Annotated in this window: 19 protein-coding genes and 2 riboswitches; of the genes, 12 read left to right on the forward strand and 7 right to left on the reverse strand. The window is 64.7% G+C overall.

Annotated features, from left to right (window positions below; translation table 11 throughout):
- Positions 1-90 precede the first annotated feature (90 nt).
- Positions 91-197: riboswitch (glycine riboswitch) on the forward strand.
- A 3-nt stretch (positions 198-200) separates the two neighbouring features.
- Positions 201-316: riboswitch (glycine riboswitch) on the forward strand.
- Between the two features lie 65 nt (positions 317-381).
- The 10 genes from WDM24_RS26480 to WDM24_RS26525 all read left to right on the forward strand — a co-directional run bounded on the left by WDM24_RS26480 (position 382) and on the right by WDM24_RS26525 (position 13,223).
- Entirely contained in the window at positions 382-1,689 is a 1,308-nt protein-coding gene (locus WDM24_RS26480; protein WP_338827741.1) for a D-amino acid dehydrogenase, read from the forward strand.
- Positions 1,690-1,924: 235 nt separating this feature from the next.
- On the forward strand, positions 1,925-3,223 hold the full coding sequence (locus tag WDM24_RS26485) for an ArgE/DapE family deacylase (RefSeq protein ID WP_338827743.1): 1,299 nt from the start codon (positions 1,925-1,927) through the stop codon (positions 3,221-3,223).
- A gap of 263 nt (positions 3,224-3,486) precedes the next feature.
- Entirely contained in the window at positions 3,487-4,428 is a 942-nt protein-coding gene (locus WDM24_RS26490) for an ABC transporter permease (protein ID WP_029081540.1), read from the forward strand.
- Between the two features lie 3 nt (positions 4,429-4,431).
- Positions 4,432-5,319 (forward strand): ABC transporter permease, encoded by an 888-nt coding sequence (locus WDM24_RS26495; RefSeq protein ID WP_338827745.1) that lies wholly within the window; start codon positions 4,432-4,434, stop codon positions 5,317-5,319.
- A gap of 156 nt (positions 5,320-5,475) precedes the next feature.
- On the forward strand, positions 5,476-7,125 hold the full coding sequence (locus WDM24_RS26500) for an ABC transporter ATP-binding protein (RefSeq protein ID WP_338827746.1): 1,650 nt from the start codon (positions 5,476-5,478) through the stop codon (positions 7,123-7,125).
- Between the two features lie 268 nt (positions 7,126-7,393).
- On the forward strand, positions 7,394-8,914 hold the full coding sequence (locus tag WDM24_RS26505) for a M81 family metallopeptidase (protein WP_338827748.1): 1,521 nt from the start codon (positions 7,394-7,396) through the stop codon (positions 8,912-8,914).
- Positions 8,915-8,919: 5 nt separating this feature from the next.
- Entirely contained in the window at positions 8,920-10,092 is a 1,173-nt protein-coding gene (locus tag WDM24_RS26510) for a M20 aminoacylase family protein (protein ID WP_166306327.1), read from the forward strand.
- Positions 10,085-11,503, forward strand: a complete 1,419-nt coding sequence (locus WDM24_RS26515) for an amidase (protein ID WP_338827750.1) — start codon at positions 10,085-10,087, stop codon at positions 11,501-11,503. Before WDM24_RS26510 ends, WDM24_RS26515 begins: the two co-directional genes overlap by 8 nt.
- A gap of 140 nt (positions 11,504-11,643) precedes the next feature.
- Positions 11,644-12,534 carry a crotonase/enoyl-CoA hydratase family protein gene (locus tag WDM24_RS26520; RefSeq protein ID WP_166306321.1) on the forward strand — a complete coding sequence of 297 codons (891 nt, stop codon included), beginning with the start codon at positions 11,644-11,646 and terminating at the stop codon, positions 12,532-12,534.
- Positions 12,531-13,223 (forward strand): esterase/lipase family protein, encoded by a 693-nt coding sequence (locus tag WDM24_RS26525; RefSeq protein ID WP_338690466.1) that lies wholly within the window; start codon positions 12,531-12,533, stop codon positions 13,221-13,223. The genes WDM24_RS26520 and WDM24_RS26525 overlap by 4 nt, the downstream gene beginning before the upstream one ends.
- Here WDM24_RS26525 and WDM24_RS26530 read toward each other — a convergent pair.
- The 4 genes from WDM24_RS26530 to WDM24_RS26545 form a co-directional block, all read right to left on the reverse strand.
- Positions 13,210-15,255 (reverse strand): methyl-accepting chemotaxis protein, encoded by a 2,046-nt coding sequence (locus tag WDM24_RS26530; RefSeq protein ID WP_338827753.1) that lies wholly within the window; start codon positions 15,253-15,255, stop codon positions 13,210-13,212. The two genes, WDM24_RS26525 and WDM24_RS26530, sit on opposite strands and share 14 nt — an antisense overlap.
- A gap of 112 nt (positions 15,256-15,367) precedes the next feature.
- Positions 15,368-16,342: an NADPH:quinone oxidoreductase family protein gene (locus WDM24_RS26535; protein ID WP_338827755.1), complete on the reverse strand. Its 975-nt coding sequence runs from the start codon at positions 16,340-16,342 to the stop codon at positions 15,368-15,370.
- Entirely contained in the window at positions 16,342-16,953 is a 612-nt protein-coding gene (locus WDM24_RS26540) for a 2-hydroxychromene-2-carboxylate isomerase (protein ID WP_166306309.1), read from the reverse strand. Before WDM24_RS26540 ends, WDM24_RS26535 begins: the two co-directional genes overlap by 1 nt.
- Before the next feature lie 173 nt (positions 16,954-17,126).
- The gene (locus tag WDM24_RS26545; RefSeq protein ID WP_338827757.1) at positions 17,127-17,831 is read right to left on the reverse strand and encodes a glutathione binding-like protein; all 705 of its coding nucleotides are present in this window, start codon (positions 17,829-17,831) and stop codon (positions 17,127-17,129) included.
- Between the two features lie 99 nt (positions 17,832-17,930).
- Here WDM24_RS26545 and WDM24_RS26550 point away from each other — a divergent pair, with 99 nt between their 5' ends.
- Positions 17,931-18,953, forward strand: a complete 1,023-nt coding sequence (locus tag WDM24_RS26550; protein WP_338827759.1) for a methionine synthase — start codon at positions 17,931-17,933, stop codon at positions 18,951-18,953.
- 16 nt (positions 18,954-18,969) lie between these two features.
- On the opposite strand, the gene WDM24_RS26555 is transcribed toward WDM24_RS26550, so the two are convergent.
- From WDM24_RS26555 to WDM24_RS26565, 3 genes are read right to left on the reverse strand one after another with little or no spacing between them, the layout of a single operon-like run.
- Positions 18,970-19,593 (reverse strand): hypothetical protein, encoded by a 624-nt coding sequence (locus WDM24_RS26555; protein WP_338827761.1) that lies wholly within the window; start codon positions 19,591-19,593, stop codon positions 18,970-18,972.
- A gap of 44 nt (positions 19,594-19,637) precedes the next feature.
- Positions 19,638-20,165, reverse strand: a complete 528-nt coding sequence (gene gpt / locus WDM24_RS26560; RefSeq protein WP_338690481.1) for a xanthine phosphoribosyltransferase — start codon at positions 20,163-20,165, stop codon at positions 19,638-19,640.
- Positions 20,166-20,171: 6 nt separating this feature from the next.
- Positions 20,172-20,927, reverse strand: coding sequence for a competence/damage-inducible protein A (locus WDM24_RS26565; protein WP_338690483.1), 756 nt, complete (start codon positions 20,925-20,927; stop codon positions 20,172-20,174).
- A gap of 225 nt (positions 20,928-21,152) precedes the next feature.
- On the opposite strand from WDM24_RS26565, the gene WDM24_RS26570 reads away from it, so the two are divergent.
- The gene (locus WDM24_RS26570; RefSeq protein WP_029081555.1) at positions 21,153-22,571 is read left to right on the forward strand and encodes a circularly permuted type 2 ATP-grasp protein; all 1,419 of its coding nucleotides are present in this window, start codon (positions 21,153-21,155) and stop codon (positions 22,569-22,571) included.
- The last annotated feature ends 173 nt before the right edge of the window (positions 22,572-22,744 follow it).

The following is a 22,744-nucleotide window of genomic DNA, read 5'->3' on the forward strand; positions in this document are numbered from 1 at the left end:
TCGATTTGCACTGCACAACACGTTGGCACTGCCGGATCGAAATTTAGCCTTGTCCAATTTTCAGGCTTCGCCTACGGTCCGGCCGTCCAACACGACGATGCGGGAGAGATCGGAGCAACAACATGCGTGTTGTTGGCTTCGGCGCCGACGGAGCAACCGCCCCGGAAACTCTCAGGCAAAAGGACTGTATCGTCAGGACGATCTGGAGAGAGACGGACATGGCCGCACATCAAGGGCCATGACGTCCACCGAAGGGGATAGTTCGCTATTGGGCCTCGGCCCGATGCGGATCAAGCTCTCAGGTACCGTGACAGATGGGGCGCCGACGCCGGTTTCACCGGTGGTTCGGCGACTCTAACCCACGGGAGCCTGAAGGCCATCATGCCTCACATTGCGATCATTGGCGCCGGCATCACCGGCGTGACGACGGCCTATGCCCTGCTCGAACGCGGCTACCGGGTGACTGTCCTCGACAGGCATCGCTACGCCGCGATGGAAACCTCGTTCGCCAATGGCGGGCAGCTTTCCGCCAGCAACGCGGAAGTCTGGAACAGCGCCGCAACCATCCTCAAGGGTCTGCGCTGGATGCTCAGGAGCGACGCGCCGCTGCTGATGAACCCGAAGCCGAGCTGGCACAAATATTCCTGGATCGGAGAGTTCGTCGGCCACATCGGCCGCTATCGCAGCAACACCATCGAGACCACGCGGCTCGCAATCGAAGCGCGCAAGCATTTGTTCTCGATCGCGCAGCGCGAGAACATCGCCTTCGATCTCGAACGCCGCGGCATCCTGCACGTCTATCACGACAAGGCCGGCTTCGAAGCGGGCCTGCGGGTCAACACACTGCTGCAGCAAGGCGGGCTCGACCGCCGGCCGGTGACGGCGGACGAAATCCGCACCATCGAACCCGCGCTGCAGACGGCCTGCTATGGCGGCTTCTTCACGCCGTCGGACGCGACCGGCGATATCCACAAGTTCACCCGCGGGCTTGCCGACGCCTGCATCCGCCGCGGCGCGGCCTTCATCCACGAAGCCGATGTCGATGCGATCGCGCGCGGCGACGACGGCTTCCGGGTCAGTTGGAACGAAGCCGCTTCGCACGACGCTGACGTCGCGACGCGGCATGAGTTACAGGCGGACGGTTTGGTCATCTGCGCCGGGGTGGCGAGCCGTCACTTCGCTGGCATGCTCAACGACCGCGTCAACGTCTATCCGGTGAAGGGATATTCGATCACGGTGCAACTCGATGCGCCGCAGAGCCGGGACGCTGCGCCGACCGTCAGCCTGCTCGATGAAGCTGCGAAAATCGTCACCAGCCGGCTCGGCGCCGACCGCTTCCGCGTCGCCGGCACCGCCGAGTTCAACGGCTTCAACCGCGACATTCGCGCCGACCGGATCCAGCCGCTGGTGGACTGGGTGCGACTTCATTTCCCCGGGATCGACACCTCGAAGATCGTGCCATGGGCGGGCCTGCGCCCGATGATGCCGAACATGATGCCGGTGGTTCGCGCCGGACGGATTCCGGGCGTGTTTTACAATACGGGCCACGGTCATCTCGGCTGGACGCTCTCGGCCGCGACGGCGCAGATGGTAGCAGGGGCGATCGATGATTGGAGCGACCTCGACACGCCTTCAATGGTGCCGTCGCAGGTCGATACGACCGAGACCACACACGCAGCTTTCCCCTAATTATCCGGCCGAAGAGGAAGAATATGAGCGTATTTGCCAGTGCCGAAGTCGGAATTCGCTGAGAAACACCGCGTGATAGGAACTAGCGTCACAATGGGAAAAAGCGCTTCATCGCGAGAGGGGACAATGCGCATTGGGGTGGCGGGCACGCATGACATTGCGCCAACTCCGTGCGCCGTCTTTCCAAAACAGTCAACGCTCAGCCTTCTGCACAGGGCTCCACGAAAGGCGCGACATGACAACTGAGACGTTGACCAAGCCTGATCAGATTGCCGCAGAGCTGTGCGCGGCCGTCGATCGAAACTTCGACGATCAGATCGCGTTCCTGTCAAGCATGGTGCAGTTCCGCAGCTTGCGCGGACAGGAGGCGCCGCAACAACTTTGGCTGGCCGAGCAGTTCGCAAAGCGCCGCTACGACGTCGATGTGTTCAGCCTTGCGGACGTCAATCTGATGAGCCATCCGAAGGCTGCGCCAATGGACGGCATCGATCTTGCCGGATCGCAGCAGGTTGTTGCGACGAAGAACAGCAAAGGCAGCGGGCGCAGCCTGATCTTGCAAGGTCATATCGACGTGGTGCCGGAGGGGCCCGCTGACCTCTGGGACCAGCCGCCGTTCGCAGGCGCCGTGCGCGACGGCTGGATGTTCGGGCGTGGCGCGCAAGACATGAAGGCCGGTGTCTCGGCAATGATCTTCGCGCTCGATGCTATCAGAGACGCCGGCTATGCCCCGGGCGGGCGCGTCCATCTGCAGACCGTGACCGAGGAAGAGAGCACCGGCAACGGCGCATTGTCCACTCTGATGCGCGGCTATCGCGCCGACGCCTGCCTCATTCCCGAACCGACCGGACACACGCTGACGCGCGCCCAGGTCGGCGCCATCTGGTTTCGCCTGCGCGTGCGCGGCACGCCGGTGCATGTCGCCTATTCCGAGGCGGGTACGAGCGCCATCCTGTCGGCGATGCATCTGGTGCGCGTGTTCCAGGATTACACCAAAACGCTCAATGCCCGGGCGCTCGACAACAGCTGGTTCCGCACCGTCAAGAATCCGATCAAGTTCAACGTCGGGATCATCAAAGGCGGCGATTGGGCCAGTTCGACCGCGGCGTGGTGCGAGCTGGATTGCCGGCTCGGTCTGCTGCCGGGCGAGACACCGCGAGAGGCGATGCGTGGCATCGAGGAATGCCTGGCCGAGGCGCACAAGGCCGACGACTTCCTGTCCGACAATCCGGCTGAGCTCGTGTGGAGTGGTTTTCAGGCGGACCCGGCGGTGTGCGAGCCTGGCAGCGAAGCGGAAGCAGCTCTGTCTGCCGCCCATCACTCCGTCTTCCAGGCTCCAATGCACGAGCGCCTGTCTACCGCCGTCAACGACACCCGCTACTATTGCGTCGACTACGGCATCCCTGCCCTTTGCTACGGTCCTTACGGTATCGGCCCGCATGCGTTCAACGAACGCGTCGAGCTCGACAGCCTTCGCAAGACAACGCAGAGCATCGCATTGTTCGTCGCCAACTGGTGCGGCGCGATGAGAGCGTGAATCGACTTGTGGTTTCAGATCGGTGGCGCGTGACGAAATGTGCAATTCGAAATAGCAGCTTCAGACCAAGGGAGGCTTCCAACAGCCCGAACCGCGCCTTGATATAGCGTCGCCATTGGCACAGTATTTGCCTGCAAATTCATCACTTTCGCGCTAGCTTTGAGAGAAGACGCAGAAGCGCATGAGACACATCACGGGGACACCATGAGTATGATGCGGCCCAGCCTTCGCTTCACACCGTCTGACGGCAGGAGATAGCAGCGATGATCGGCTATCTCATCCGCCGCATCCTCGCCGCCGTACCCGTGATGGGCGTGGTGGCCCTGTTCGTGTTCCTGTTGCTGCGGCTGACGCCGGGCGACCCCGCCGCAATTCTCGCCGGCGACAATGCGACGCCGGAACAGCTCGAACGCATCAGGACCTCGCTTGGTCTCAACGAGCCGATCTACATCCAGTTCTACACCTGGGTCGCCAGACTGCTGCATGGCGACCTCGGCGTCTCCTTGATCTCGAACAAGCCGATCCTCGAGATGATCGGCCCGCGCCTCGAGCCCTCGATCTCGGTCGCGCTCGCCACCATCATCCTCTCGATCCTGGTCGCGGTGCCGCTCGGCGTGATCGCGGCGTGGAAGCACGGCACCTGGATCGATCGCTTCGTGATGGGGCTCTCGGTGCTTGGCTTCTCGGTGCCGGTGTTCGTGATCGGCTATGTGCTGATCCAGATCTTTGCGATCGATCTGCGCTGGGTGCCGGTGCAGGGCTTCAAGAGCATCTCGGCCGGCTTCGGTCCGTTCTTCGAGCGCATCATCCTGCCAACCTGTACGCTCTCCTTCATCTATGTCGCGCTGATCGCGCGTATGACGCGGGCCTCGATGCTCGATGTGCTGGGTGAGGATTACGTGCGCACGGCACGCGCCAAGGGTATCGGCGAGACCGGCGTGCTGCTGCGCCATGCGCTGCGCAACGCCGCGGTTCCGGTCATCACCGTGATCGGTTCCGGCTTCGCGCTCCTGATCTCCGGCGTCGTGGTCACCGAGAGCGTGTTCAACCTGCCCGGCATCGGCCGCCTCACCGTCGATGCGGTGCTGGCGCGCGATTATCCGGTGATCCAGGCGATGATCCTTCTGACGTCGGGTATCTATGTCGCGGTCAATCTGTTGATCGACCTCGCCTACACCCTGCTCGATCCTCGTATCCGGTACTGAGCAATGGCGATCGAAACCCTTCCCGAATCCACTATCCCCGTCACCCGGCCGTTCCGCGTCAAGCTCGGCTTCCTCACCTCGACGCCGATCATCGCGGTTGCGACGATCTGCCTCGCCCTCATCATCCTGATGGCGATCTTCGCGCCGCTGCTCGCGCCGCACGATCCGCTGCTGCTGACGCCGTCGCAGCGGCTGAAGCCGTCGAGCGCGCAATACCTGCTCGGCACCGACGCCTATGGACGCGACCTGTTGTCGCGCGTCATCTATGGCGCGCGGATCTCGCTGGTGATCGGGCTCGGTGCCGCCGTCTGCTCGATCGCCGTCGGGCTGCTGATCGGCCTCGTCGCCGGCTTCTTCCGCTGGGTCGATGCGGTGATGATGCGCGTGATGGATGGCTTGATGGCGATCCCCGCCATCCTGCTCGCGATCGCCGTGGTGTCGCTGTCGGGCGCCAGCATCTGGACCGTGATGATCGCGATCACCATCCCCGAGATCCCGCGCGTGGCGCGGCTGGTGCGCGCGGTGGTGCTGACCGCACGCGAAGAGCCCTATGTCGAGGCCGCGATCTCGCTCGGCTCCAGCCTGCCCAAGATCATGTGGCGGCATTTGATGCCGAACACGATCGCGCCGCTGATCGTGCAAGGCACTTATGTCTGTGCATCCGCGATCCTGACCGAGGCGATCCTGTCGTTCCTCGGCGCCGGCATCTCGCCGGAAACGCCGACCTGGGGCAACATCATGGCCGAGGGCCGCGCCTACTTCCAGGTCAAGCCGTCGCTGATCTTCTGGCCGGGGCTGTTGCTCTCGATCGCCATTCTCAGCATCAACCTGATCGGCGACGCCGCCCGCGACGCGCTCGATCCCCGCATGAAACAGCGTGAGGGCAAGTGACGGCTTCAATGCCAATTGAAGCCGTCATCCCGGGGCGGTGCGAAGCACCGAACCCGGGATCTCGAGATTCCGGGTCTGGTGCTGGCGCACCATCCCGGAATGACGCAAGACGAAACCTGTCGCTATCACTCGCAACGCCGGTGGAACCAGCCTGACATGACCAACGTCGTCCTCGACATCAACAACCTCGTCGTCGGCCTCGGCCGCAAGGCGGACGCGCACCGCATCATCGACGATCTCTCGCTGCAGGTGCACGAAGGCGAGACGCTCTGCCTGGTCGGCGAAAGCGGCTCGGGCAAGTCGGTAACCTCGCTCACCGTGATGGGTCTGCTGCAGAAGGGCACGCTGGTGCCCTCGGGCGGCAGCGTCAAACTGGTCGGCGAGGAACTGCTCACCGCCAGCGACCGGCGGCTGCGCCAGCTTCGCGCCACGAGGATGGCGATGATCTTCCAGGAGCCGATGACCGCGCTCAACCCGGTGGTGCCGGTCGGGCGCCAGATCGACGAGGTGCTGCGCGCCCATACCGATCTCGACGCCCGCGCGCGGCGCCAGAAGATTTTGGCAATGATGGAGCATGTGCGGCTGCCGGACGTAGAGCGCATCTTCTCCTCCTACCCGCACCGCCTGTCGGGCGGACAGCGCCAGCGCATCATGATCGCGATGGCGCTGGTGCTGGAACCGAAGCTCCTGATCGCGGACGAGCCGACCACCGCGCTCGACGTCACCACGCAGAAGCAGATCCTCACCCTGATCCGCGACCTGCAGCGCGATCACGGCACTGCGGTGCTGTTCATCACCCACGACATGGGCGTGGTGGCCGAGATCGCCGATCGCGTGTCGGTGATGCGGCACGGCCGGCTGGTCGAGACCGGCTCGCTCGAGGGCGTGCTGCGCAATCCGAAGATGGAGTACACCCGCAACCTGCTGTCCGCAGTGCCGAGCCTCGTGCCGCGCGCGCCGCGCCCGGAGACGAAGGAGCCGGTGGTGCTGGAGGCCAACGAGCTCAGCAAGGTCTACCGGGAGCGGTCGCTGTACGGCAAAGCCCGTGAAGTCGCGGCCGCCAGCAACGTCACGCTCACACTGCGCAAGGGCCGCACGCTCGGCATCGTCGGCGAGAGCGGCTCCGGCAAGTCGACGGTCGCGCGCTGCATCGTCCGCCTGATCGATCCGACCTCTGGCGGCGTGCGCCTCGCCGGCCGCGAGATCTCGGATCTGTCGCGGCGGCTGTTGCAGCCGCATCGCCAGAAGATCCAGATCATCTTCCAGGACCCCTACCGCTCGCTCAATCCGCGCGTCACCGTCGGCGAGAGCATTGCGGAGGGCCCGATCAATTACGGCATGCCGCGCAAGGACGCGCTGGCGCGAGCCCGCGAACTGCTGGAGCTGGTCCATTTGCCGCCCGACGCGATCTCACGCTACCCGCACCAGTTCTCCGGCGGCCAGCGCCAGCGCATCGCGATCGCGCGCGCACTGGCGCTCGACCCCGACGTTCTGGTGGCGGATGAAGCCGTGTCCGCACTCGACGTCTCGGTGCAGGCGCAGGTTTTGAACCTGCTTGACGAAATCCAGCAGCGTCTGGGCATCGCACTGTTGTTCATCACGCATGATCTGCGCGTCGCCGCGCAAATCTGCGACGACGTCGCCGTGATGCAGCGCGGCCGCGTCGTGGAACAGGGACCAGCGGCCGAGGTGTTGACCAATCCGCAGCAGGCCTATACCCGCGCGCTACTTGATGCCGCACCCGGCCGCGGCTGGGATTTTGCGAATTTCCGCCCGGTTTCGGAAGGCATTGTGGCGACGGCCTAGGTCTTTAGCCGCAGCCTTACGACCTAGCCTTGATGACCTGGCCTTATGACCTGGCCTTGGGCCTTTACGCCCATAGGGCATGCAAATCCGGTAGTGCTCCCCGGCTTGCGCTTGGCGCGACGACACGCTTAACGTCGCGCGCTAGAGCGTGAGCCGGAAGGTGGATACCGGCTTCTCCGAAAGATCGCGCTCCAACCAACGAGACGAGATCGTGGCGCGGGCCGTTCCATTCGCATCATGATCGAAGAAACGTATCGAGACCAACTTGATGACCCGCATTGCCGTTGGCGGCTTCCTGCACGAGACCAACACCTTCGCGCCGACGAAGGCAACTTATGATGACTTCGTGCACGGCGGCGGCTGGCCGTCGATGACGCATGGCGCCGATGTGCTCAAGGTCATGCGCAAGATCAATGTAGGCCTCGCCGGTTTTGTCGAGGCGGCGGAAGCCAATGGCTGGGAGCTGGTGCCGACGATTTTCGCGGCGGCAAGCCCGTCGGCGCATGTGAGCAAGGATGCGTATGAGCGGATCGTGACCGAAATGGTCGACGGCATTACCGCGGCCGGGCCGATCGATGCGGTCTATCTCGACCTGCACGGCGCCATGGTCGCCGAGCACTATGACGACGGTGAAGGCGAGGTCCTCGCCCGCGTGCGCAAGGTGATCGGCAACGACCTCCCCTTGGTCGTGAGCCTCGATCTGCATGCGAACGTCTCGCCCAAGATGATCGAGCATGCCGATGCGTTGATCGCCTACCGCACCTACCCGCATGTCGATATGGCCGACACCGGCCAAGCCTGCGCCAGGCATCTGGCGCTGCTGCTGAAAACAAAGCAAAGCTTCGCAAAGGCGTTCCGGCAATTGCCGTTCCTGATCCCGATCAGCTGGCAATGCACCAACGACCAGCCGACCAAGGGCATCTATCAACAGCTCGCGGCCCTCGAGAGCGACGCGGTGCCGACGCTGTCATTTGCGCCGGGCTTCCCGGCGGCCGATTTCCGGGATTGCGGGCCGAGCGTGTTCGCCTATGGCCGGACCCAGGCCGATGCGGATGCCGCCGCCGACAAGATCGTCGCGCTTGTCGAGAGCCATGAGGACGATTTCGACGGCCGGATCTATTCGCCCGACGAAGGCGTCCAGCTGGCGATGGAACTGGCGAAGTCGGCGAGCAAGCCGATCATCATCGCCGACACCCAGGACAATCCCGGCGCCGGCGGCGATTCCGACACCACAGGCATGCTGCGCGCGCTGGTGCGCAACAGAGCGAGCGCCGCGACCGGTGTGATCTACGACCCGCAATCGGCCAAGGCCGCGCACACCGCCGGGATCGGCGCGACCGTCACGCTCGAACTCGGCGGCAAGTCCGGCATTCCCGGTGACGCGCCATACCGGGAGAGTTTCGTGGTCGAAAAGCTCTCGGACGGCAAATTCGTCGCACCGGGCCCCTATTTCGGTGGCCGCGACATGGACATGGGACCTTCCGCCTGCCTGCGCATCGGCGACGTCCGCGTCGTGGTCGGCTCCTACAAGGCCCAGCTTGCCGACCAGTCGATGTACCGCTATGTCGGCATCGAGCCGACGGCGCAGAAGATCCTGGTCAACAAGAGCTCGGTGCATTTCCGCGCCGATTTCGAGCCGATCGCCGAAAAGCTGCTGATCTGCGCCGCGCCGGGCGCGATGCCCGCCGATACCGCCACGCTGCCGTGGAAACATTTGCGTCCCGGCATCCGTATCAAGCCAAACGGCCCGACTTTCACACCCACCTCCCCTTCACGCATAAACGGATAGAAACCATGCCGACCATTGAGCGCATCGACAGTTTTGCCGACGAACTCACTGCCATCAGACGGGATCTGCATGCGCATCCCGAGATCGGCTTCGAAGAGGTCCGCACCTCCGGCATCGTCGCCGACAAGCTGACGAGCTGGGGCATCGAGGTGCATCGCGGTCTCGGTGGCACCGGCGTGGTCGGTGTGCTCAAGGGCAAGGGCGGCGGCACCAAAAAGATCGGCCTGCGCGCCGATATGGACGCGCTGCCGATGGAGGAGAACACCAATCTGAAGTGGCGTTCGACCATTCCCGGCCGCTTCCACGGCTGCGGCCATGACGGCCACACCACGATGCTGCTCGGCTCGGCGCGCTATCTCGCCGAGACCCGCAATTTCGACGGCACCGTGCATTTCATCTTCCAGCCGGCCGAGGAAGGCCTCGGCGGCGCCCGCGCCATGATCAAGGACGGCCTGTTCAAGCAGTTCCCCTGCGACGAGGTCTATGGCCTGCACAATGCGCCCGACCTGAACCATGGCGAGATCGCGATCCTACCCGGCCCGGCGATGGCCGGCGCCGACTTCTTCGACATCAAGATCCACGGCTACGGCGCCCATGGCGCGATGCCGGAGCGCTCCAAGGATGCGGTGGTGATCGCGATGACGCTCGGACAGGCGATCCAGTCGATCGTCAGCCGCAATGTCGATCCGCTGCAGCCGGCGGTGGTCTCGATCACCCAGATTCACTCCGGCTCCGCCTACAACGTCATTCCGGGCGAAGCCTGGCTGTGCGGCACCGTGCGCGCCTTCGACGACGACACCCGCGCCCTGATCCGCAAGCGCATGCGCGCGATCTGCGCCGGCATGGCCGCGGCCTATGACGTCGAGATCGAGGCTGACATCCGCGACACGTTCAGCGTGCTGGTGAATCAGGAAGAGCAGTCCCGCGTGGTCGAGGAAGTTGCGCGCACCGTCGTCGATCCGGCCAAGGTGCTCACTCGCTCGACACCCAAGATGGGCAGCGAAGATTTCGCCGACATGATGCAGGCCATTCCCGGCGCGTATTTCTGGGTCGGTCATGACGGTTCAGTGCCCGTGCACAATCCCGGTTACGTTCTCGACGACAAGATCCTGCCGATCGGCGCCAGCATGTTTGCCCGCATCATCGAGAAACGCATGCCGGCAGGTGCCCATGCATAAGCCGAAACCGGACACCATCACCTCGCTGCACGATCTCACGGCCGTCGACCTGCTCGCCGGCTACCGTGCCAAGCAGTTCTCGCCCTCCGAGGTGCTCGAGGAGATCATCTCCCAGGTCGCGACTTGGGAGCCGCACATCAAGGCGCTGTATCTGTACGACCCTGACGGGGCGCGAAAGGTCGCCAAGACCGCAACCGAGCGCTGGCAACAAGGCGAGCCGGTCGGCACGCTCGATGGCGTGCCCGTCACCATCAAGGACAACGTCGCGACCAAGGGCCAGCCGGTGCCGCTGGGTGCCGCGAGCGTCAAGCTCGCGCCGGCGGAAAAGGATGCGCCGCCTGCCGCGCGGCTGCGCGAAGCCGGCTGCGTGATCTTCTCCAAGACCACGATGCCGGATTACGGCATGCTGTCGTCGGGACTGTCGTCGTTCCATCCCCTCACCCGCAATCCCTGGGATGTCAGCAAGAACCCGGGCGGCTCGAGCGCCGGCGCCGGCGCGGCCGGTGCCGCAGGCTATGGTCCCTTGCATCTCGGCACCGATATCGGCGGCTCGGTGCGGCTGCCGGCCTCCTGGTGCGGCCTCGTCGCCCTGAAGCCGAGCCTCGGCCGCGTGCCGATCGATCCGCCCTATGTCGGCCGCGTCGCCGGTCCGATGACCCGCACCGTCGACGACGCCGCGCTGATGATGAGCGTGCTGTCGCGCCCCGACCGCCGCGACGGCATGAGCCTGCCGGCGCTCGAGGTGAACTGGAAGGCGATCGAGAAGTCGCCGCGCAAGCTGCGCATCGGGCTGATGCTCGACGCCGGATCCGGCCAGAAGGTCGAGAAGGAGGTTCGCGAAATCGTCGTCAAGGCGGCGAAGGCGTTCGAATCCGCCGGCGCCGTCATCACCGAGATCGACGGCATCCTGACCCCGGAGATGCTCGAGGGCCTCGACAATTTCTGGCGGGCGCGGACCTGGGACGAGCTGTCGAAATTGCCGCAGGCCGACCGCGGCAAGACCCTGCCCTATATCCTCAGCTGGGCCGAGGCCGGCGCAAAGCTCTCCGGTGTCGACGTGATGCGCGGCTTCAACATGACGATGGCGATCCACGCGGCCGCCGCAAAACTGTTCTGCGAGTTCGACTATGTGATCTCGCCGGTGTCGCCGGTGGTGAACTTCCCGGCGGAGTTCGCAGCACCGCTCAACGACCCCGCAAAGCCGTTCGAGCACATCTGCTTTACCGTACCGTGGAATATGTCGGAGAACCCGGCGCTGTCGATCAACGGCGGCTACGACAAGAAGGGCTTTCCGATCGGCGTCCAGATCATCGGCCGCCGCTTCGACGATATCGGCGTGCTCGGCATGGGCAAGGCTTTCGAAGGCCTGCGCGGCCCGCAGAAGCCGTGGCCGACACCGCCGAAGAAGTAGCGCCTCAACGCAAGTCGCGATGCGCGGCGCGGAGCCACGCCTGCGCATCCGACTTCTTCACAAGGGATGATTGCCGGGTTAACTGGATGGAGACGCGCGTTGCGCCGCCCATTCAAGAAAACCGAGAGGAAATCATCCCCATGGCGTATGAGACGATCAAGTACGAGGTCGCCGAGCAGATCCTGACCATCACGCTGAACCGGCCCGACAAGCTCAACGCCTTCAACGCCACGATGCAGCAGGAGCTGATCGACGCGTTCGACAAAGCCGACAAGGACGACGACGTCAGGGCGATCATCGTCACCGGTGCCGGCCGCGGCTTCTGCGCCGGCGCCGACCTGTCCTCCGGCGCCAACACCTTCGATCGCGACGCGCGGCGCGGTCCGGTCAAGCGGCATGCCGACGGCAGCGTCGACTACAGCGATCCGCAGGTGCGCGACGGCGGCGGCCAGGTGACGCTGCGCATCTTCAAGTGCCTGAAGCCGGTGATCGCCGCGGTGAACGGTCCCGCGGTCGGTATCGGCGTCACCATGCAGCTCGCGATGGACATCCGCATTGCGTCGGAGGCGGCGCGCTTCGGCTTCGTGTTCTCCCAGCGCGGCATCGTGCCGGAGGCCGCCTCGAGCTGGTTCCTGCCGCGCATCGTCGGCATCTCGCAGGCGCTGGAGTGGTGCTATTCCGGCCGCGTCTTCCCGGCGCAGGAAGCGCTCGCCGGCCGCCTCGTCAGCAAGGTGGTGCCGCCGGACGATCTGTTGCCGACCGCGCGCGCGCTCGCCAAGGAGTTCGCGGCCAAGACCGCGCCGGTGTCGGTGGCGCTGATCCGCCAGATGATGTGGCGGATGATGGGCGCCGATGATCCGATGGAGGCGCACAAGGTCGACAGTCGCGGCATCTATGCCCGCGGCCGCTCCGACGACGTCAAGGAAGGCGTGGTGTCGTTCTTGGAAAAGCGCCCTGCGCAGTTCAAGAACAAGGTGTCGTCTGACATGCCCGACTATTTCCCGTGGTGGCAAGAGCGCGACTATAAGTGAGCGAGCGGCGTCCCGCGGCGTCTCCATCTGACGGCGTCGTCCTGCTGCACGGCATCAGCAGGACGGCGCGCTCGTTTCGCAGGATGGAGCTGGCGCTTGATGATGCCGGCTTTGCCACTCTCAATCTCGACTATGACAGCCGGCGCAAGCCGCTCGATGCGCTGGCCGAGGACATCCATCCGGCGCTCGATCGGTTCGCGCGCAGCCTCGAAGGCGCTGTGCATTTCGTCTGCCATTCGATGGGCGGGCTTCTGGCACGCGTCTATCTGGCACAACATCGCCCGGCGCGACTTGGCCGCGTCGTGATGCTGGGCACGCCGAATGGCGGCAGCGAGATCGCCGACCGCCTGAAAAACCTTGCTGCCTATCGCGCCTTCTTCGGCCCGGCCGGCCAGCAGCTCGTCACCCGCCGCGATGCCGCGACCAGCGCGCTGCTGCCGGCGATCGATTACCCGACCGGCATCATCGCCGGCAACCGCTCGGTCTATCCGATCACGTCCATCGGCCTGCCGCGACCGCATGACGGACGGGTGTCGGTCGCCAACACCAGGCTCGACGGCATGGCCGATCACATCGTGATCCGTACCTCGCACCCCTGGCTGGTGCGCAACGCGGACGCGATCGCGCAGACGATTGCGTTCCTGCAAACCGGGCAGTTCGCAAGAGACGCAGTGATCAGGCAGCCTTGATTCTGCCGATGAAGCTCTCGACCTGATTGCGCATCCGGGCCGACTGCCGCGACAGTTCTTCCGAAGCGCCGAGCACCTGACTCGCCGCTGCCCCGGACTCCTCGGCAGCACCGGTAACCGCACCGATATTGGCCGAGATATCGCCGGTTCCTTTTGCCGCGTGCTGGACGTTGCGCGCGATCTCCTGGGTCGCTGCGCCCTGCTCCTCGACCGCGCTGGCGATCGACGAGGCGATCTCGTTGATCTCGTCGATCGTGACGGTCATGCACCGGATCGCGGTCACAACATCGCCTGACGTAGCCTGGATCGCCCCAATCTGCGCCCGGATATCGTCGGTCGCCTTGGCGGTCTGTTCCGCAAGCGTCTTCACCTCGGCGGCGACCACGGCAAAGCCGCGGCCGGCATCGCCCGCGCGCGCTGCCTCGATGGTCGCATTGAGCGCCAGCAAATTGGTCTGGCTCGCGATCTCGCTGATCAGCTTGACGACGTCGCCGATCTTCTCCGCGGCGGCGGAGAGACCCTGCACCGTCTCATTGGTGCGCCGACCGTCGGCCGCCGCACGCTGCGCGATTTGCGCCGATTGCGTCACCTGACGCCCGATCTCGCCGACCGAGCCTGACAGTTCCTCGGTCGCAGCCGCGACAGTCTGCATGTTGCTGGACGCCGCCTGCGTCGCTTCGGCGACGTTCGCTGCCTGTTCGCTGGTCTTGCCGGCGCTCCTGTTCATCAGTGCAGCCGTTGCCTCGAGCTGTGATGACGCAGATATCACGGCGTCGATGACCGCGCCGATGTCGTCATGAAATTGATTGGTGAGTTCGCCGACGCGTGCGGCGCGGGCCGCACGCTGGTTGACGGCTTCGCTATCCTTCGCGGCAAGCTCGGCCGAGCGGATCATGCTCTCCTTGAAGAACCGGACTGCCCGCGCCATTACGCCGATCTCGTCGCCGTGATCGGTGGAGTCGACCTTGAGATCGAGATTCCCTTCGGCCAGCCTCGTCATATTGGACGCCAGCGTGTTGATCGGCCCGGTGATGCTGCTCGCCATCGCCAGCACCGCGAGCGATCCCACCAGTAGCGCCAGCAGCATCAGGCCGGCGATGATACCGAGGCTCATGGTCGCCTCTTCCTTCTTGTCGGCCATAAGGCGCGACAATTCAGCGGCGAGACCGTCCTCGACCATCTTGAGCATGTCGATCCGGACTGTGGCGGCATCGAACCATGATTTGCCGTCGAGCAACTTGAAGTCGCCCGCGAGCCCGCCCTGCTCCACCGTCTTGCGCATGGCGTTGAAGGTGTCGATGGCGCCGCCCGACATCGTCCGGCTGAACAGCTCGCGCGCCTCGCGCGACGCGGCTGCACGGAACGCGCTGAAGAAGCTCTCCTGGGCCGCTGCAAGTCCCACCGCGCGCACATAGAGCTGAGGTTCTAACCGGCCCGCCGCGATGCCGCCGGCGACGGTCGCGCGCTCCTGCCCTGCGCGCTCCTTGCCCTCGATCAAATTGGCGTAGGCGGCGATGGATTTCGAGATGTCGTCGTCGCTGCTGAGCTTGGCGATACCGGTGATCACGGTGATCAGACGGCCGATCGTATCGGTGAGATAGCCAATGGCGGCCGGCGGCGCGATCGCAAGCCCATCGATGTCGGTGCGACGCGGGTCAAGCTGGCCAAGGCCGTCCTGGGCAGCCTGCGCGGCCGCGGCAAGTTCCGCTGCTCCTGATTGCTTCAGGCCGGCGAGCACTGACGTGGCGACCGTCCGGTCTGCGTCGGTTCGCTTGCGCTGCTCGCCGAGCTCGCTTCGCATCTGGACGCCCTTGCTGCCGAGATAGGCCGACGACAAGCCGCGCTCGCGCTGCAGTTCGTGCACCAGCCGGCTGAGCTTGCCGACGCCTTCGGCAATCGGCTGGATGCGTGCGATATCTGTTCGAACCGACCACTTCGCCGAGATGTCGTAGATTGCCAGTGCTGCAAATGCGAACAGCGGCAGCAAGGCGGAGATAGCAATGCGATAAAGTATCTTGGTGTTCTTGAACATGACTCAACCCCCGGTTGGATCATGCCTACATTTGATTGGTAAAAAAGCCCTGCCGCAGCGCCGCTAAAGTTTTGAGCAGGCGCTGCGCAGAACGTGTGCAAGGCACGTAGTTCTACCGGGTGATCAACGCCACACGCCCGATGGCCTTACGTTCGACCAGCAGCCGCATCGCCTTCGCATAATCCTCCAGCGGCAGCCGGTGTGAGATATTTGGCCGCACCCGGCCCGCCTCGGCCCACTCGCTCAGCGCCTTGATCCTGACCTCGCCGAGCGCGGGGTTCTTCCGCACCGCTTCGCCGGCGCGGACGCCGAGCACGCTCGCGCCCTTGATCATCAACAGATTGGTGCGGGCGAGACCGATGCCGCCGGTGAAGCCGACGACGAGAATCCGCGCACCCCAGTTGATGCAGCGCATCGAGTTCTCGAACACCTCGCCGCCGACCGGATCGAACACCACATCGGCGCCACGGCCGTCGGTGAGACGCTTGACCGCGTCGCGGAACGGCTCGCGCGCATAGAGCACGAGATGATCCGCGCCGCGCGCCTTCGCGATCGCAAGCTTCTCCTCGCTGGAGGCCGCCGCGATCACGGTGGCGCCGAGCAGCTTGCCGATCTCGACCGCGGCAAGCCCGACGCCGCCGCCGGCACCGTGCACCAGCAGCACCTCTCCCGGCTGGATCTGCCCGCGATCGATCAGCGCGTGATACGCCGTGCCGTGCGCGGCAAGGAAGGTCGCACCTTCCGCATAGTCGAAGGTCGACGGCACCGGCACGAGCTGCGACGGCACAGCAACCGTCTCATCGCAATAGGCGCCGAAGCGCATCTTGACGATCACCTTGTCGCCGACGACGACGCCAGCGGCATCGTTGACCTCGACGACATCGCCGGCGGCTTCCGAGCCCGGCGTGAACGGCAGCGGCGGCTTGAGCTGGTACTCGCCCGCAGCCATCAGGATGTCGGGGAAATTGATCCCGGCGGCGCGGATCGCAACGCGCACCTCGCCCGGCTTCAGCGGCACCGAGGCGAAGTTTTCCAGCTGCAGGCGCTCGGGCGGCCCGAGCTCGCGGCAAACAACGGCTTTCGGCATCAGGCAGCTCGCGCCTTGAGACGTGCCAGCGCCTCGCGGATCAGCGGCAGGCGGTCGTTGCCGAAATACATGTCGGTCTTGTCGAGATAGATCGTGGGCGAGCCGAAGCCGCCGCGCGCCATCACCTCCTCGGTGTTGGCCTTGAGCTGGTCCTTGATCGCCTGATCGCCGATGCCGGCAAGGAATTTTGCGGGATCGATCCCGACCTTGGTGCAGATCTCGGCCAGCACCGCATCCTGCGAGATGTCCTTGTCATCGCCCCAATAGGCCTCGAACACGGCGCGCGCGAACGGCACCATCTTCTCGTTGCCGAGAAGGATGCAGCCGCGCATCGCCTTCACGCTGTTCACCGGGAACACGGTCGGCGGCATCTTGATCGCAAGGCCGGCCGAGCGCGCCCAGTCGGCGAGATCCTTCTTCATGTAGCGCGCTTTCAGCGGCACCGGCGTCTCGCGCTGCGCGTAGACCGACGGATTGACGGTGTTGAAGATGCCGCCGACCAGGATCGGCCGCCAGCTGATCGGAGCGTCGAACTCCTTCGCGATCGGCTGGATGTTGTGCCAGGCCAGATAGGTCCACGGGCTGGAACAGTCGAAGAAGAATTCGATCATGGCGTTTCCTTTTTATCATGCTTGTAGCGCTGTCTTTTCCCGTCATCCCCGCGCAAAGGCTTCGCCTTTGTCGCTGGAGGTGGCCGCTTCTTCAGCGGCCCTCGAAGGATGGAGGGCCTCCGGCTTCGCATCCTTCGAGGCTCGCAAGAGCTCGCACCTCAGGATGACGATACCTACTTCCTCTCGACTAGCTCCTTCGCACGCTGGCCGAACATATTCTTGCGTGATTCCTCGTCAAACGGCTCCTTGACGAATTTTCCGAGCGCCAGCCCCGCCTGCACCTGCGGGCGGGCGCGCACGGCCGCGTACCAGCGCTTGATGTTCGGGTAATCGTCGAGGGTAAAGCCCTGCGCCCTGTGGGTCATGGTCCAGGGGAAGCAGGCGATGTCGGCGATCGAATAGTCGTCGCCGGCGATATAGGCACCGGTCTTGCCGAGCTGGCGGTTGAGCACGCCATAGAGCCGCGCCGTCTCGTCGCGGTAGCGCTCGATCGCATAGGGAATCTTCTCGGCCGCATAGAGCGCGAAATGGCCGTGCTGGCCGAGCATGGGCCCGAGGCCACCCACCTGCCACATCACCCATTGGATGACGGTCGACCGCGCACGCAGCTCCTGCGACAGGAAGCGGCCGGTCTTGTCGGCGAGATAGATCAGGATCGCGCCGGTCTCGAACACCGGGAACGGCCCGCCACCGTCGGCAGGCGCATGGTCGACGATCGCGGGGATGCGGTTGTTCGGGCTGATCGCCAGGAATTCGGGCCGAAACTGCTCGCCGGCGCGGATGTTGACCGGGATCACCGTGTAGGGCAGCCCGAGTTCCTCCAGCATGATCGAGATCTTCCAGCCGTTCGGCGTCGGCGCGTAGTGCAGGTCGATCATCGGCGTCCTATTCCCCATCACAAAGACTTTTGTTGTTCTGTACGTCCACCTTAGGACATGGCACACAGGCGCTCAATCAGAACCCACCGGGAGGCACCCATGCTGTTTCCAACCACGATCGCAGGCTCGCTGCCGAAGCCGGAATGGCTCGCCGAACCGAACATGTTGTGGGCGCCCTGGAAATCGGAAGGCGCCGAGCTCGCCCGCGCCAAGCGCGATGCCACGGTGCTCGCGGTCAAGCTGCAGGAGGATGCCGGCGTCGACATCGTCACCGAGGGCGAGCAGGCGCGTCAGCATTTCGTGCACGGTTTTCTGGAGCGGATCGAGGGCATCGATTTTGCCCACAAGGTCGAAATGGGCATCCGCAAGGACCGCTACAAGGCAATGGTGCCGCAGGTGGTCGCGCCGCTGCAGCTCAAGGGCCGCGTCCATGAAAGCGAGGCGCGCGCGGCGCGCGCCCACACCAAAAACAGGCTGAAGTTCACCCTGCCCGGCCCGATGACGATCATCGATACCATCGCCGACCAATATTACGGCGACCGCGTCAAAATGGCCTTCGCTTTCGCCGAGCTGTTGAACCAGGAAGCCAGGGCGTTGCAGGCCGACGGCGTCGACATGGTCCAGTTCGATGAGCCCGCCTTCAACGTCTACATGGACGAGGTCCGAGACTGGGGCATCAAGGCGCTGGAGCGTGCCGCCGAGGGCCTGACCTGCGCCACCGCCGTGCACATCTGCTACGGCTACGGCATCAAGGCCAACACCGACTGGAAGCAGACGCTTGGCGGCGAGTGGCGGCAATATGAAGAGACCTTCCCGGTGATCGACAAGAGCACGATCCAGCAGGTCGCGATCGAGTGCCGCAACTCGAAAGTGCCGATCGAACTGCTCGCGGCGCTGCCCGGCAAGATCGTGCAGGCCGGCGTGATCGACGTCGCCAGCGACGAGGTCGAGACCGCCGAGGATGTCGTCAAGGTGATCGAGGCGGTCGCGAAATTCGTGCCGAAGGGCAACATCATCGCAACCACCAATTGCGGCATGGCCCCGATGCGGCGGGACATCGCCGAAGCCAAGCTGATTGCGCTCGGTGCGGGTGCAAAGCTGGCACGGCAGCGGCTGGCGTGAGGGTCGCGCCTGCGGCTCAGCCCAGAGCAGCCGCGGCGCTCGGATGCAACACCGGCCGGTAGCCGGCCTGAAACGCACGGATGGTCGACGGCGGCGTCAGCAGCAACGCGGGACCGGTCACGTCAGCCCGGTCGTAACCGGCGAATGACCAGCGCAACGTCTCGCCATTGGCGACGAGATAGCTTTCCCCGTTCGCCTGCACCATCGTGCCGTCGGGCAGCCCGGCTATCGGCAGCGGCAGCGGATGCAGCCGCTTCTTGCCGCGATCAAGCCGCTCGGCGTGCAGCACCGCATCCATCGCCCTGGCACTGAGATCGCTGACGCCGTTGCCGCTCTCGCAGGCCGCGCGAAACCGCTTGGCGTCATCGCGGCGGCAATAGAAGCACGGCCGGTGCCCGGCCGCGAAGGCGGTCGCTTCATCGAGGAAGAACAGCTCGGTCCAGCTCTGCCGGCTCATCACCTTGCGCCGCCGTCCCCTGAACTCGCAGACACAGGTGAGCCACGCCGGCGACGACCAGCGCTTGTTCAAGAGCGTCCGCGTCGCCGGATCGTGGATGATGCCGCGATTGCCGGTGAAGGTGCCGCGATGCTCTGACGCGACGATGTCTCCGGTCGGGGTGACGCGGTTCTGCAGGGGCATGCTCTTCCTTCTCCCTCGCCCCGCGTGCGGGGCGAGGTGGAAATCTACGCCGCCCCGTCGCGGATCGGCGGCTGGAACGACAGCGCGGTATCCCAGGGAAAGAAGATCCAGGTGTCCTGCGACACCTCGGTGATGTAGGTGTCGACCAGCGGCCGTCCCTTCGGCTTAGCGTAGACGGTTGCGAAATGCGCGTCGGGCAGCATCTCACGCACCAGCTTGCCGGTCTTGCCGGTATCGACGAGGTCATCGACGATCAGCAGCCCCTTGCCGGTGCCGCCGCCGAGCTTGGCGGTCTGCTCGGAAATGCCCTTGAGCACTTTCAGGTCGCCCTGCTTGTCATGGTCGTAGCTGGCGACGCAGACGGTATCGATGATCCGCAGCCCGAGTTCGCGCGCCACGATCGCCGCCGGCACCAGCCCGCCGCGGGTGATGGCGATCACCGCGTGGAACGGGCCGACCTCGTTGAGGCGCCAAGTCAGCGCCCGGCAATCGCGGTGGAATTGATCCCACGAGACCGGGAAGGGCCTGCCGGCCCGCTCCTGCGCACTCGGTTCAGAACTTCTCTCAACCATATCGTCTCAACCCGCTGCCGGCTTTTTCTGCGCGGCCTGCACCTGCTTCAGCATCTCCTTCACCGCGGCCATCGCAGCCGCGAGCTTCTCCGAATCGCGCGAGCGCACCACCAGATTGGTGTTCGGCTTCTGGTTCTCATCCTGGAACGGATAGCTGCCGATGATGGTGTCGGGATGGGCCTCCGCGATCGCCCGCAGCGGACCACCGATATCGCCTTCCCGCGCGTCGGCGCGGACCGAATCCGACAGCATCCGCTGGCCGGATTTCAAGGTCGGCGCCACGATGTCCATCATCGCCTGCATGATGGTCGGGATACCGGCCATCACGATGACATTGCCGAGCTTGAAGCCCGGCGCCAGGATGGTCGCGCTCTGGATCAGCTCGGCGCCGTCGGGCACCCGGGCCATCCGGAGCCGCGCCTCGTTGAGGTCCTGCTCACTCCAGCGCTCCCTGAACCGCGCCACCACGTCAGGATGATGGTGGATCTCGACCCCGAACGCCTTCGCCACGCTGTCGGCGGTGATGTCGTCATGGGTCGGCCCGATGCCGCCGGTGGTGAACACGTAAGCGTATCTATGCCGCAGCGCATCAAGGGCTGCGATGATGTCGGCCTCGTCGTCGGCGACGACGCGGACCTCCTTGAGGTCGATGCCGATATTGGTCAGGTATTCGGCGATGAAGCCGATGTTCTTGTCCTTGGTCCGGCCGGACAGGATCTCGTCGCCGATCACCAATATCCCCGCCGTGACGATCTCGCTCATGGTCTCATTCCCTAACTTGATCCCCTGACATTGCCGACCCAATGCCTTGATGTCACGAGGTTTTGCCGCCGAATTAAGCAGACCTCAGCCGGTTTTTCGGGCAGGCCTTCCGTCTCTCCCTTAGCAAATGCCATAAGCCAATGCATATCGCGCTGGCCCGCCCCTTGCTACCATCCCATCAAGTCATGCACTGTGTCACATGGCTTTGGAGGGCAGTCGGGATATATGGCAGTCGCGTTCGATGAGATGAACGGCCTTGGCGAGGACCTTCGCCCGGCCTACCAGGAGCTTTCCCGCTGGCTCAAAGAGACGCCGCCGGATGCGCTCGAATATCGACGCCAGGAAGCGGAGCTGCTGTTCCGCCGGATCGGGATCACCTTCGCGGTCTATGGCGATACCGAAGCCCAGGAGCGGCTGATCCCGTTCGACGTCATTCCGCGCATCATGTCAGCGAACGAATGGACGCTGCTGGAGAAAGGCCTCAAGCAGCGCGTGCTCGCGCTCAACATGTTCCTCAAGGACATCTATCACGGCCGCGACATTCTGCGCGCCAACGTCATCCCCGAGGATTTGATCTTCCAGAACCCGGTGTTCCGTCCGGAGATGAACGGCCAGGACGTGCCGCACGACATCTACGTGCACATCGCCGGCATCGACATCATCCGCACCGATCCCGACAACTTCATCGTGCTGGAGGACAATGCACGCACGCCGTCCGGCGTCTCCTACATGCTGGAAAACCGCGAGATCATGATGCGGCTGTTTCCGGACCTGTTTGCGCGGCACCGCGTCGCGCCAGTGGAGCGCTATCCGGATGAGCTGCTGTCGGCACTGCGCTCGGTGGCGCCGCACAGCGCGTCCGCCGAGCCGACGGTGGCGCTGATGACGCCCGGCGTCTACAACTCCGCCTATTACGAGCACTCGTTCCTCGCCGACAAGCTCGGCATCGAGCTGGTCGAGGGGCGCGACCTCATCGTCAAGAACGACGAGGTGTTCATGCGCACCACCGAGGGGCTGAAGCGGGTCGACGTGATCTACCGCCGCGTCGACGACGATTTCCTCGACCCCCTCACCTTCCGCCCGGATTCCGCGCTCGGCGTTCCCGGGCTGATGTCGGCCTATGCGGCCGGCAACATCACGCTCGCCAACGCGGTCGGCACCGGCATCGCCGACGACAAGGCGATCTATTCCTACATGCCCGACATCGTGAAGTTCTACCTCAGCGAGGAGCCGATCCTGAAGAACGTGCAGACCTGGCGCTGCCGCGAAGCGCAGGATCTGTCGTACGTACTCGACAACCTCGCCGACCTCGTCGTCAAGGAGGTGCACGGCTCCGGCGGCTACGGCATGCTGATCGGCCCGGCCGCCACCAAGGCCACGATCGAGGCGTTCCGCGACAAGCTCAAGCGCGAGCCCGAAGGCTTCATCGCCCAGCCGACGCTGGCGTTGTCGACCTGCCCGACCTGCACCGACAAGGGCCTGGCGCCGCGCCATGTCGACCTCCGCCCGTTCGTGCTGACCGGCAGCAGCCAGACCACCATCGTGCCCGGCGGGCTGACCCGCGTCGCGCTGAAGGAAGGCTCGCTCGTGGTCAATTCGAGCCAGGGCGGCGGCACCAAGGACACCTGGATTCTGAGTGAGTGATTTGAAGCCCAACGCGCTGCGCAAGCCCTCCCTCCCCCTGCAAGGGGGAGGGTCGGGGTGGGGGTCGGCCACTTGCGCCGAACGGAGAGAAGACCCCCACCCGCCGCTGCGCGCCGACCTTCCCCTTTTAGGGGGAGGTGAATTCAGAACATTTTTCGTCTTGTAGGGACTAT

Origin of the sequence: Bradyrhizobium sp. 27S5 (assembly GCF_037217225.1) — a bacterium.
In the GTDB taxonomy this organism is placed as follows: Bacteria; Pseudomonadota; Alphaproteobacteria; order Rhizobiales; family Xanthobacteraceae; genus Bradyrhizobium; species Bradyrhizobium septentrionale.

What these genes read in the sequence shown, in the direction of transcription:
- WDM24_RS26570 (WP_029081555.1), top strand. Translation starts at nt 21,153, where the DNA reads ATGGCAGTCGCGTTCGATGAGATGAACGGCCTTGGCGAGGACCTTCGC.
- WDM24_RS26505 (WP_338827748.1), top strand. Translation starts at nt 7,394, where the DNA reads ATGACCCGCATTGCCGTTGGCGGCTTCCTGCACGAGACCAACACCTTC.
- WDM24_RS26555 (WP_338827761.1), bottom strand. Translation starts at nt 19,593, where the DNA reads ATGCCCCTGCAGAACCGCGTCACCCCGACCGGAGACATCGTCGCGTCA.
- WDM24_RS26520 (WP_166306321.1), top strand. Translation starts at nt 11,644, where the DNA reads ATGGCGTATGAGACGATCAAGTACGAGGTCGCCGAGCAGATCCTGACC.
- WDM24_RS26510 (WP_166306327.1), top strand. Translation starts at nt 8,920, where the DNA reads ATGCCGACCATTGAGCGCATCGACAGTTTTGCCGACGAACTCACTGCC.
- gpt (WP_338690481.1), bottom strand. Translation starts at nt 20,165, where the DNA reads ATGGTTGAGAGAAGTTCTGAACCGAGTGCGCAGGAGCGGGCCGGCAGG.
- WDM24_RS26485 (WP_338827743.1), top strand. Translation starts at nt 1,925, where the DNA reads ATGACAACTGAGACGTTGACCAAGCCTGATCAGATTGCCGCAGAGCTG.
- WDM24_RS26500 (WP_338827746.1), top strand. Translation starts at nt 5,476, where the DNA reads ATGACCAACGTCGTCCTCGACATCAACAACCTCGTCGTCGGCCTCGGC.
- WDM24_RS26490 (WP_029081540.1), top strand. Translation starts at nt 3,487, where the DNA reads ATGATCGGCTATCTCATCCGCCGCATCCTCGCCGCCGTACCCGTGATG.
- WDM24_RS26550 (WP_338827759.1), top strand. Translation starts at nt 17,931, where the DNA reads ATGCTGTTTCCAACCACGATCGCAGGCTCGCTGCCGAAGCCGGAATGG.
- WDM24_RS26480 (WP_338827741.1), top strand. Translation starts at nt 382, where the DNA reads ATGCCTCACATTGCGATCATTGGCGCCGGCATCACCGGCGTGACGACG.
- WDM24_RS26530 (WP_338827753.1), bottom strand. Translation starts at nt 15,255, where the DNA reads ATGTTCAAGAACACCAAGATACTTTATCGCATTGCTATCTCCGCCTTG.
- WDM24_RS26545 (WP_338827757.1), bottom strand. Translation starts at nt 17,831, where the DNA reads ATGATCGACCTGCACTACGCGCCGACGCCGAACGGCTGGAAGATCTCG.
- WDM24_RS26535 (WP_338827755.1), bottom strand. Translation starts at nt 16,342, where the DNA reads ATGCCGAAAGCCGTTGTTTGCCGCGAGCTCGGGCCGCCCGAGCGCCTG.
- WDM24_RS26495 (WP_338827745.1), top strand. Translation starts at nt 4,432, where the DNA reads ATGGCGATCGAAACCCTTCCCGAATCCACTATCCCCGTCACCCGGCCG.
- WDM24_RS26565 (WP_338690483.1), bottom strand. Translation starts at nt 20,927, where the DNA reads ATGAGCGAGATCGTCACGGCGGGGATATTGGTGATCGGCGACGAGATC.
- WDM24_RS26515 (WP_338827750.1), top strand. Translation starts at nt 10,085, where the DNA reads ATGCATAAGCCGAAACCGGACACCATCACCTCGCTGCACGATCTCACG.
- WDM24_RS26540 (WP_166306309.1), bottom strand. Translation starts at nt 16,953, where the DNA reads ATGATCGAATTCTTCTTCGACTGTTCCAGCCCGTGGACCTATCTGGCC.